Raw genomic sequence first — 10,727 nt, 5'->3', positions numbered from 1 at the left:
CTTCGGCTTCGGGCTTGGGAGGGCGCGGCCGCGCGGAGAGGGTTCGCGAGCCAGTGGTCGAGGGCATGGTTTAACTCCTTCTTGTTTGTTGGCGGCCGCTGCTGCGGTCCGCAATCAGGCCGCCCCCGAAGGAGCAAGCCGGAACTCATTGGTTAGTGATACTAACCTTTACGCAAGCTGACGACAACGGCCTTCATGCTGCATTGCGTCATTCTTCTGATTCGGATTCGAGACTTTCTTCATCCTCCCGCCGCTCGACCATGCCAAGCAGTTTGAGCTTGCGGTGCAAGGCCGAGCGCTCCATCCCGATGAATGAAGCCGTGCGCGAGATGTTGCCCGAGAATCGGCGGATCTGAACGCGCAGGTACTCGCGCTCGAAATTCTCGCGTGCTTCGCGCAGCGGAACCCCCATCAGCGAGGGCATGCCACTCTCGCCTGCAATCCGGCCAGAGACGATTTCGGGTGGAAGCATGTCCGGATCGATCCGGCCAAGGCGTTCGCGCGGGGTGAGGATAAAGGTGCGTTCGACCACGTTGCGCAGCTGGCGCACGTTGCCGGGCCATTCATAGCTCTGCAGCGCGGCCATGGCTTCGACGCTGACTTCGGGCGGGGCGACGCCCTGATCGGCGGCAAAGCGTGCAAAGAAGTGATCCACCAGGGCCGGAATGTCCTCGCGCCGGTCCGCCAGCGAGGGGATTGAAACCGGCACAACATTGAGCCGGTAGAACAGGTCTTCGCGGAAGCGCTTCTCGCCGATTTCCTTTTCAAGATCGCGCGCGGTGGAGGACACCACCCGGACGTCAACGCGGATCTGGCGGTGACCGCCGACGCGGACAAAGGCCTGTTCGGTCAGCACGCGCAGGATCCGGGCCTGGGTCGAAAGCGGCATGTCGGCCACCTCGTCGAGGTAGAGCGTACCGCCATCGGCCATTTCAAGCAGGCCGGCGCGCACCAGCTTGCCGCCCTGCTCTTCCCCAAACAGTTCCTGCTCGAAGCGCTCGGGGGTGATGCGGGCGGAATTGACCGTGACGAAGGCACCGTTTGCCCGCGGGCTCCAGCTGTGGAGCAGCCGAGCGGCGACCTCCTTGCCGGAGCCGGCGGGACCGGAGATGAGCAGGCGGCTGCCGGTGTTCGACACCCGCTTCAGCGTCGCGCGGACCTGGTTGATTGCCGAGCTGTTGCCGGTGAATTCGTCAGCCGTGACAAAACCTTCGCGCAGCCGCGCGTTCTCACGGCGCAGGCGCTCAGTTTCGGTGGCGCGGGCGACGAGCAGGAGCAGGCGCTCGGCTTCGAAGGGCTTTTCGATGAAATCCATCGCCCCGCGCCCGATTGCCGAGACAGCGGTGTCGATGTTGCCGTGGCCGGAGAAGATGATCACCGGCAGTTCCGGCTCGCGCGCCTTGATCGCATCCAGCACTTCAAGCCCGTCCATCGGGCTGCCGTGGAGCCAGACGTCGAGCAGGACGAGGCTTGGCCGGCGCTGGTCGATCATGTCGAGGGCGGTGGTGCTGTCGCCTGCGGTGCGGCATTCGTAGCCTTCGTCGCTGAGGACTCCGGCCACGAGCTCGCGGATGTCGCGTTCATCATCGACGATGAGGATATCGAGCGCCATTGATCTTCCCTGGTTCAATTTATTCGGCCGCTTCCTGCGTAGACTTGCCATCAGACACCGGATCGCGGGCAAAGCGCATGGTGACGGCGGTTCCATCGGGATCACCGGAAGCGAAGGTCATTTCGCCGCCGTGCTCCTCGACAATCTTGTTGACGATCGCGAGACCAAGCCCGGTGCCCTTCTCGCGCGTGGTGACATAGGGCTCGACGATGCGTTCGCGATCCTGCGGCAGGCCGATGCCGTTGTCCTTGACCGTGATCATAACGTCGTTGGCAGAGTGGACGATCGAAACGTCGATATGGCCGCGATAGTCGGCCTCGGCCGTCTTTTGTCGCGCCTCGATCGCTTCGACCGCGTTCTTGATCACATTGGTCATGGCCTGGCCGAACTGGTGACGGTCGCAGGCGATGATCCCGACCTCGCCATCGCTCGAGAAGGTGAAATTGATGTCGGGGCGCGAAACTTCCTGCAGGAACAGGGCCTGGCGGGCCAGATCGACGGGGTCTTCGCCGCGGAACACGGGCTTGGGCAAGCGCGCAAACGATGAGAATTCGTCAACCATGCGGCGAAGGTCGCCGACCTGGCGGATGATCGTGCCGGTCAGTTCCTCGAACAGTTCGGCATCCGCCGTGATCAGCTTGCGGTAGCGCCGGTTGAGCCGCTCCGTCGCGAGCTGAATCGGGGTCAGCGGGTTCTTGATTTCGTGTGCGATCCGGCGCGCCACGTCGGACCATGCAGCCTGGCGCTGGTCGAGCAGCTGGCGGGTAATGTCCTCGAAGGTGATAACGTGGCCGGCGGCCGAGCCGGTGCTCTTGACCGCGAGGGTGAGCAGGTCGTTGCCCCGTGCATATTGCACGATGCCGCTCCCCTTCCCGCCTTCGACAATGCCGGAAAGCTGGGGCAGAACCTCGGCGAGCTTGCTGCCGATCGGCGTGTCCGCATCTCGATCGAGGAGCAGCTTCTGGGCCGAGGAGTTCATCAGGCGGATCCGGTCTTCGGCATCGGTCGAGATGATCCCGGCGGTGATCGATTCGAGTACGGCTTCGATAAAGGCGCGGCGTTCGTCGAGTTGCTGGTTGGCGCCAATCAGGTCTTGGGTCTGGCGCTCGAGCTGCTGGGTCATGCGGTTGAATGCGCGATTGAGCAGGCCGATTTCGTCCGCCCCGGTGCGCCCTTCGACCCGCATCGTGAAATTGCCCGCACCGACCTGCCGGGCGGCGTCGACCAGTTCGTAGAGCGGTTTGACCTGCCGGTCGGCAAAGCGCAGCCCGAACCATACCGCCAGCCCCACGAGCATCAGGCTGGCGACGAACAGGCCGACGTTGAAGCGTAATTGCAGGATCCGCGCGCGCTGGGTCAGTTCGTCATAGGCGCGCACGATGTTCTGCGCGTAGCCGGCCGATAGCAGATCGGACTTTCGGGCCGTGAAGAGATAGATGCCAACGCGGCGGTCGATCGGGGTAACAGCCTTGATGCTGTTGCCTTCCGAGCTGACCACGATTTCGCTGCCCTGATCGAGTTGGCGCAGCGCATCGCCAGAGATTTCCGACAGGGGCGCCTCGCCGCGGGTAAAGGCGGCCTTGTGGAGCTGGCCGTCGGTGCCCTTCTGAAGGATGGTGGATTCGTTGATCTTGCGATGAAGTACCTGATATAAATAGTAATCCTGGAATTCGGCACTGGCCATCGGCACCTGGCTGAGTTCGTCGCGCAGGTCGGCGGCCATAGCCAACGATTCGTATTCCATGTCGCGCTGGGTCTGTTCGTAATAGCCGCGCGCCAGCTTGTTGGCGTTTTCCAGCAGCCCGCGCGAATTGTCCGAAAACCAGAATTCGACGCCCGACTGGAACAGGAACGAGGCGAAGATCACCACCAGCAGCGTCGGCACGGCCGAAATCATCGAGAACAGGAACACCAGCCGGACGTGCAGCTGCCCGCCCCCGCCCGCCGTCTCGGCGGCGCGTTGCAGCGCGATATGCCGCCCAAGCAGGACCAGCAGCGCCATTGCCGGGACCAGCGTGCCGACCAGAAGCGTTGCGGTAAGATCGGTGGGCAATAGCTGCCCACGACGGGACTGATCTGCAATCGCAATCCAGCTGACTGCGGTCATCACCAGGAACGCAATGACCGAGATGATCGCCATGATTGCGAAGAAGTTCGCCCGGCGCGCGCGAAGCTGCAGTTGCCGCCACCAGCGCGGCCAGCGATTTTTTGGCGTCGCCTCCATCGTTGCCGAGTTACAACACCCCTGTTGCAGGTTTGCAAGGGGTTTTGCATGCCGTTTGGCGCAAATTCCCCGCAGTTCGCGGGCCTGGCCGTCGCGCCCGGGTCAGCCCTCGCGGGACAGGCCGGTGGGATCGATGGCAAGCTCGTGCAGGCGCTTGCGCAGCGTGTTGCGATTGATGCCCAGCAGCTGCGCCGCGCGCAGCTGGTTGCCGCCGGTTTCGCGCAGGGCTTCAAGGAATAGCGGACGTTCGAACGCGGCCAGCGCCAAGTCGTAGACATGGCCGTTGGCGGGGCGGTTGTGCGCCAGCCAATGCACCACGGCCCCGGCCAGATCGACCGTTCCGGCCGCGTCGCTGTCGGTCCGTGCGGTGGTGGCGAGCAACGTCTCGACCGAGCCGGCGTCGATCGCTTCCTCGCGCGCGAGCAGGGCAAGGCGGTAGATGAAGTTGCGCAGTTCGCGCACATTGCCGCGCCAGGGCTGCCGCGCAAGTACGGCGGCGGCAGCGTCGCTCAGGATATGGCGCGGCAGGCCTTCATTCGCGGCCAGATGCAGGAAATGCCGCGCCAGTGCCGGGATATCGTCGGCGCGCTCGCGCAGGGGCGGCAGCATGATGGGCACGACGTTGAGCCGGTAATAAAGATCCTCGCGGAAGGTGCCCGCCGCGATCATCGGCTCGAGGTCCTTGTTGGTCGCCGCGATGATCCGGACGTCGACCTTGATTTCATCGCGCCCGCCTACGCGCCGGACGCTGCCCGATTGCAGGGCTCGCAGCAGGCGGGTCTGGGCCTGCATCGGCATATCACCGATTTCATCGAGGAACAGCGTGCCGCCGCTGGCCTGTTCGAACTTGCCGATGTGCCGCGCAACCGCGCCGGTAAAGGCGCCCTTTTCGTGCCCGAACAGTTCGCTTTCGATCAGTTCGGCGGGGATCGCGGCCGTGTTGACCGCCACGAAGGGGCCGTCCTTGCGGTGGCCAAGCTGGTGGATCGCCTCGGCCACCAATTCCTTGCCGGTGCCACTTTCACCCAGGATCAGAACGGTCAGATCGTTGCGCAATACGCGCGTGATCATGCGGTAGACCGCCTGCATCGCGGCGCTGCGCCCGACCAGCGGCAGGCCGGCAACGGGCGCCTCGCTCTCGCCCCCACCGCGCGCGGCTGCCGCGCCCACGGCCTGGCGCACTGTGCGGGCCAGTTCGTCGATGTCGAAGGGCTTGGGGAAATATTCGAAGGCCTCGGTATCGCTGGCGCGGACCGCCGTATCGAGCGTGTTCTGCGCCGACAGGATGATGATCGGCATATCGGGCGCGAGGGTGCGAACAGTGCCGATGGTTTCGATCCCATCGCCGTCGGTCAGCATGACGTCGGTAACCAGCGCCTCGAACTGCTCATTCGCCAGCAGACGGTCGCGCTCGGCAATGCTGTCGCAATGGGTGACCGAAAAACCCTCCGCCTCCAGCGCAGCGGTGATGACGATCGCAATCGAAACGTCGTCTTCAACCAGCAGCACGCTCATACGGGATCCTTTGGCTTGGCGCTCTTGCGCGTCTGTTCGTTGGCCATTGGCAAGTGCACGCGAAAGTGGGTCAGGCCGGCCCCATCGTCGCGGTCGTGACCGATGCGGCCGTTCATGTCGCGTACCAGGCGGCGGACCAGCGCCAGGCCAAGCCCCTGCCCGCTCTTCTTGGTGGTGACAAAGGGTTCGAAGATATGGTCACGCATCGACGGATCGATCCCCGGGCCATTGTCCGATACGCGCAGTTCGATTGGCAGCCGCACGGGCTTGCCATCGGCGCCGCGATGCAGTTGCAGGCCGCTGGCGAAGCGGGTGCGCACGGCGATGCGCGGATTTTCGGCACTGCGGCAGGCATCGGCGGCATTGGCCAGCAGGTTGATCACGACCTGCACCAGCGCGTCTGGATTGCCCATGACCGGCGGCAGCGAAGGGTCGAACTCTTCCACGATCTGCGGCGCCTTGCCGCTGGCATCGATCACCGCACGGGCGCGGCGGATCGCTTCGTGAAGATTGCAGGGCGAAAGCTCTGGCGCAGTTCGACGCGAAAGCGATTGCATCTGGTCGATCAGCTTGGCGATCCGGTCGACCTCGTCCGCGATCAGCCCGGTCAGGGCAAGGTCGCCCCCTTCCAGCTTGCGGCCGAGCAGCTGCGCCGCTCCGCGAATGCCTGCCAGCGGGTTCTTGATCTCGTGGGCGAGGATTTCGGGCGCACGCAGCACGCTGTCGTCCCCTGCGGTCGGATTGCCGCTGATCGCTTCCGCACTCGATATGTCCTGGAAGGTCATGACCTGCCAGCCCGGTTGATCGAGCAGTGGGGCGACGGTCACGTCGATCCGGCGCGGCCCGTGCCCCAGCACCCCCACCTCAATGGCCCGCGCCGACACATGCGCATCGGCTTCGCTCAGGCGTGCCGCCAGCAGCGGCTCGTCGAACACCAGGAGTTGCGCCAGGGTCTTGCCCGAGAGACGGCGAAAGCTCTGGCCCAGAAACTGTTCGGCGGCCGGGTTCGCTGCCGCGATCTTCTGCCCGGGCGCCAGCAGCACCACCGCAAGCGGCAGGCTGGCTAGCTGGCGCTGGGCATCCTGCATCGGGATCAGGCCGCCTGGCGGGCGAGGAACGGATCGTAGAAATCGCGCAGGTGCTGCATCACCGCCTGCGCGTCATCGACGAAGTTGACCATGTTGCGGAAGTTGGCCGAGCCGTGCAGCCCGCGCGTGTACCAGCCAAGATGCTTGCGGGCCATCTTGACGCCGGTATCCTCGCCATAAAGGTCGAGCATCCACTGGTAATGCTCAAGGATCAGCGCCAACTGCTCTTCCAGCGTCGGATCGGCCAGTTGTTCGCCGGTGCGCAGCCAGTGCATCACCTGGGCGAGCAGCCACGGCTTGCCATAGGCGCCGCGCCCGATCATCACCCCGTCCGCGCCGGACTGTTCCAGCGCCTTGGCAGCATCGTCGATCCCGCAGATGTCGCCGTTGACGATCACGGGGATCGATACGGCTTCCTTCACGTTGCGAACAAAGGCCCAGTCGGCGTGGCCCTTGTAAAGCTGGTTGCGGGTGCGGCCATGGACGGTGACCATTTTTGCGCCCAGATCCTCGGCAATCCGTGCGAGCTGAGGAGCGTTGAGGCTGTCATGGCACCAGCCCATCCGCATCTTGACGGTGACTGGCACCTTCACGGCTTTCACCGTCGCCTCGATCAGCCTGGTCGCCAGCGGCAGGTCGCGCATCAGCGCCGAGCCGGCATCGCCGTTGACGATCTTGCGCACCGGGCAGCCCATGTTGATGTCGATGATCGCCGCACCGCGATCTTCCGAAAGCTTTGCAGCTTCTGCCATCTGTTCCGGCACGCAGCCGACCAGCTGCATCGAAACCGGTTCCTCAGCCGAATCCCACGCGGCCTTCTGGACCGACTGGCGTGTTTCGCGGATCGCGGCGGGGCTCGCGATCATTTCCGTGACGTTGAGGCCCGAGCCGAAACGGCGCACCAGACGGCGGAATGGCAGGTCGGTAACCCCGGTCATCGGGGCGAGCACGACCGGGCAATCGATCGTTTCGGGACCGATCTGGATCGGGGCCAGTTGGGGCGGAGTTGGAAGCGGGTTCATTGCGGTGCCTAAAATTTGGGCAGCACATAGGGAATTGCCGTCGGAACCGCAACACTTTACCCGCGCGGTGGATGATTGCCGAACCCGCCCCCCTTCCCGCCCGTATCGCCGCCGTGATCGTTGCAGCAGGGCAAGGTCTGCGCGCCGGGCAGCCGTTGCCCAAGCAGTTCGCACCATGGCGCGGCAAACCGGTGGTGCGGCATTCGGCCGAGGCGCTGGCGGCTGCGGGCATCGCTCCGATCGTTGTCGCCATTCCCGAGGGTGGCGAGGAACTCGCGCGAGCGGCGCTAGCGGGCGTCCCCGGGGTTCAATTCGTCACCGGCGGGGCAACCCGGCAGGAATCGGTGCGCAAGGCCCTCGAAGCACTGGAGGCTGCCGAGCCTGCCATCGTCCTGATCCACGATGCCGCGCGGCCTAACCTGCCCCAGGACGTCATTCATCGCCTTGTTGCGGCACTGTCGGACAAGCCGGGCGCGATCCCGGTGCTGCCGGTTGTCGATAGCCTGGCCCATGCTGAAGGCTGCGTCATGGGTGCCCCCGCACGGCGTGAGGCGCTCCGCCGGGTGCAGACGCCGCAGGCGTTCCGATATAACGACATCCTTGCCGCGCACCGCGCCTGGGACGGCGCGCCCGAGACCGGAGACGACGCCCAGGTGGCCCAGGCTGCCGGCCTGACGATTGCCCTCGTCGATGGAGACGAAGCCTTGCACAAGCTTACCTTTGCCAGCGATTTCGGCACGGAACTGCCACCCATGCGGGTGGGTACCGGCTATGACGTCCATCGCCTGGCCGATGGCGAGGAATTGTGGCTGTGCGGGGTCAAGATTGACCATGCGCGCGGACTTGCCGGTCATTCCGATGCCGACGTGGCGATCCATGCGCTGGTCGATGCGATCCTTGGCGCGATTGGCGATGGCGATATTGGCAGCCATTTCCCGCCGTCTGACGAACAATGGAAGGGCGCCAGTTCGGACCGCTTCCTGTCCCACGCCGTGTCGTTGGCCGCCAAGGCTGGCTACAGGATTGGAAATGTCGACCTGACGATCATCTGCGAGGCCCCCAAGATCGGCCCTCACCGGCAGGCCATGCGCGAGCGGTTGGCGGACCTGCTCGGCACACCGATTGCGGCGGTCAGCGTGAAGGCCACCACGACCGAGCGACTCGGTTTTGCCGGACGCGGCGAAGGGATCGCCACTCAGGCCATCGCAACCTTGCTGCGCGCCTGATGTCGTAGCGGCAAGCAAGCAAGGCTGGATTTTACCCGCAAACGGGACCAAGGCGGCCCCCGCGATTCGTTGCATAGGGAAATCCCCGTGAGTTTGCTTCCTGCCGATCTGGCCGAACTGGCCGCCAAGGTCATTGCCGAGAACCGCGCCGCGGGGCGCACCGTTGCGCTGGCCGAAAGCTGCACTGGCGGCCTCGTATCGGCGGCACTGACCGAGATTCCGGGATCGTCCGACGTGCTCGATCGCGGGTTCGTGACCTATTCGAACGAAGCCAAGCGCGAACTGCTGGGCGTTTCGGGCGATATTATCGAAACCTTCGGTGCGGTATCGATCGCCTGTGCCTGGGCCATGGCCCAGGGCGCACTGAACCACAGCGGCGCCGATGTCGCCGTTGCGATCAGCGGAATTGCCGGACCCGGCGGGGGGACCGAGCAGAAGCCGGTCGGCACCGTGGTGTTTGCCCGTGCAGTGCGCGGCAGCGAGGAACTGGTGGGCGAAGAACGCCTGCTTGACGGTTCAAGCCGCGATTCCGTGCGCCATCAGGCGGCGCTGGTGGCGCTGGAACTGCTGCTGCCGTAAAGCTGTTCGGCGCGCTCTTCGAAGGCGCCGACCATCTTGCGAAAGGCCCGGTCGAAATACTGCCCGGCGAGTTTTTCGAACACCGCGTTGCGGAAGGTGAAGGTGACGAGGAACTCCACCTCGCAGCCGCCCGCTACGTCGCGAAATTCCCAGACATTGTCGAGATCGCGCATCGGCCCGTCGACATAGTGGACCTTGATCCGGTGCGGGCGCTGCTTTTCGACGCGCGAGGTAAACTTCTCGCGCAGCGCCTTGAAGCCGACCAGCATGTCGGCCAGCATTTCGGTCTCGCTGTCCGACTTGACCCGCGTCGCCACCACCCACGGCAGGAACTCGCCATAGCGGGCGACGTCTGCGACCAGGTCGAACATCTGTTCGGCCGTGTAGGGCAGGCGGCGGGTTTCGCGAATCCCCGGCATTGCTAGCGACGGGCGAGCCCGACCTGGGCCTGCCGGGCTGCGCGCATTTCCTTGAAATCGTCCCCCGCGTGATAGCTCGAACGGGTCAGCGGGCTGGACGCGACCTGCAAAAAGCCCTTCGACCGCGCAATCGAGGCATAGGAGTTGAACGTATCCGGGGTGACGAACTCGGCGACGGCGACGTGGCGGGGCGTGGGCTGGAGGTATTGGCCCATCGTCATGAAGTCGATCCCGGCGCTGCGCATGTCGTCCATCACCTGATGGACCTCAAGGCGTTCCTCGCCCAGCCCAAGCATGATCCCGCTCTTGGTGAAGACCAGCGGGTCGTGGTTCTTGACCTCTTCGAGCAGGCGCAACGAGGCGTAATAGCGCGCGCCCGGACGGATCGTGGGATAGAGCCGCGGCACGGTTTCGAGGTTGTGGTTGTACACGTCCGGCCCGGCGGCAACGATTGCTTCGACCGAGGCGCGCATCTTGCCGCGGAAATCCGGGGTCAGGATCTCGATCGTGGTGTCGGGAGTCTCGCGGCGCAGGGCCTTGATCACCTTGACGAAATGCCCGGCACCGCCGTCGGGCAGGTCATCGCGGTCGACCGAGGTGATGACGATGTGTTCCAGCCCCATCTTCGCCGCCGCTGCCGCGACGTGTTCAGGCTCAAGCGGATCGACCGCGCGCGGCATCCCGGTCTTGACGTTGCAGAACGCGCAGGCGCGGGTGCAGATGTCACCCAGGATCATCACCGTGGCGTGCTTCTTGGTCCAGCATTCGCCGATGTTCGGGCAGGCGGCTTCCTCACACACAGTGTGCAGCTTGAGGTCGCGCATCAACTGGCGGGTTTCGCCATAACCCTTGGATGTCGGGGCCTTAACGCGGATCCAGTCGGGCTTGCGCTGGCGTTCCGTGGGGCGTTCGGCCCCTTCCCGGGCAGGGATATCGCGCGGTGCATTTGCAAGATCGTTCATGGCGCCCAGATAGGCGCATGGTCCAAGGGTTGCCAGAGGGAATTTCCGAAGGCATCAGGCCCGCCATGAGCAACGGATTC

9 protein-coding genes are annotated in these 10,727 nt (G+C 64.7%); 2 read left to right on the top strand and 7 right to left on the bottom strand.

The window, feature by feature from the left end:
* Positions 1-208: 208 nt before the first annotated feature.
* The 5 genes from ACE3SN_RS14045 to dusB all read right to left on the bottom strand — a co-directional run bounded on the left by ACE3SN_RS14045 (position 209) and on the right by dusB (position 7,461).
* Positions 209-1,612 (bottom strand): sigma-54-dependent transcriptional regulator, encoded by a 1,404-nt coding sequence (locus ACE3SN_RS14045; RefSeq protein ID WP_374531033.1) that lies wholly within the window; start codon positions 1,610-1,612, stop codon positions 209-211.
* A gap of 19 nt (positions 1,613-1,631) precedes the next feature.
* Positions 1,632-3,836, bottom strand: coding sequence for an ATP-binding protein (locus ACE3SN_RS14040; protein ID WP_374531031.1), 2,205 nt, complete (start codon positions 3,834-3,836; stop codon positions 1,632-1,634).
* A gap of 102 nt (positions 3,837-3,938) precedes the next feature.
* A complete protein-coding gene (locus tag ACE3SN_RS14035; RefSeq protein WP_374531029.1) occupies positions 3,939-5,351 on the bottom strand; it encodes a sigma-54-dependent transcriptional regulator in 1,413 nt (470 codons plus the stop codon).
* Positions 5,348-6,439, bottom strand: a complete 1,092-nt coding sequence (locus ACE3SN_RS14030; protein WP_374531027.1) for a nitrogen regulation protein NR(II) — start codon at positions 6,437-6,439, stop codon at positions 5,348-5,350. The genes ACE3SN_RS14035 and ACE3SN_RS14030 overlap by 4 nt, the downstream gene beginning before the upstream one ends.
* Before the next feature lie 5 nt (positions 6,440-6,444).
* Positions 6,445-7,461: a tRNA dihydrouridine synthase DusB gene (gene dusB, locus ACE3SN_RS14025; RefSeq protein ID WP_374531025.1), complete on the bottom strand. Its 1,017-nt coding sequence runs from the start codon at positions 7,459-7,461 to the stop codon at positions 6,445-6,447.
* Between the two features lie 71 nt (positions 7,462-7,532).
* On the opposite strand from dusB, the gene ACE3SN_RS14020 reads away from it, so the two are divergent.
* Positions 7,533-8,687, top strand: a complete 1,155-nt coding sequence (locus tag ACE3SN_RS14020; RefSeq protein WP_374531024.1) for a bifunctional 2-C-methyl-D-erythritol 4-phosphate cytidylyltransferase/2-C-methyl-D-erythritol 2,4-cyclodiphosphate synthase — start codon at positions 7,533-7,535, stop codon at positions 8,685-8,687.
* An 81-nt stretch (positions 8,688-8,768) separates the two neighbouring features.
* The gene (locus ACE3SN_RS14015) at positions 8,769-9,266 is read left to right on the top strand and encodes a CinA family protein (protein WP_374531035.1); all 498 of its coding nucleotides are present in this window, start codon (positions 8,769-8,771) and stop codon (positions 9,264-9,266) included.
* On the opposite strand, the gene ACE3SN_RS14010 is transcribed toward ACE3SN_RS14015, so the two are convergent.
* Entirely contained in the window at positions 9,227-9,685 is a 459-nt protein-coding gene (locus tag ACE3SN_RS14010; RefSeq protein WP_374531022.1) for a type II toxin-antitoxin system RatA family toxin, read from the bottom strand. The genes ACE3SN_RS14015 and ACE3SN_RS14010 overlap by 40 nt on opposite strands.
* 2 nt (positions 9,686-9,687) lie before the next feature.
* Positions 9,688-10,647 carry a lipoyl synthase gene (gene lipA, locus ACE3SN_RS14005; protein ID WP_374531020.1) on the bottom strand — a complete coding sequence of 320 codons (960 nt, stop codon included), beginning with the start codon at positions 10,645-10,647 and terminating at the stop codon, positions 9,688-9,690.
* Positions 10,648-10,727: the final 80 nt, after the last annotated feature.

The organism is Novosphingobium sp. (assembly GCF_041915465.1).
Taxonomy (GTDB): Bacteria; Pseudomonadota; Alphaproteobacteria; order Sphingomonadales; family Sphingomonadaceae; genus Novosphingobium.
The sequence above is the reverse complement of the archived record's forward strand: the minus strand, read 5'-3'. Positions and strand labels throughout refer to the sequence as shown.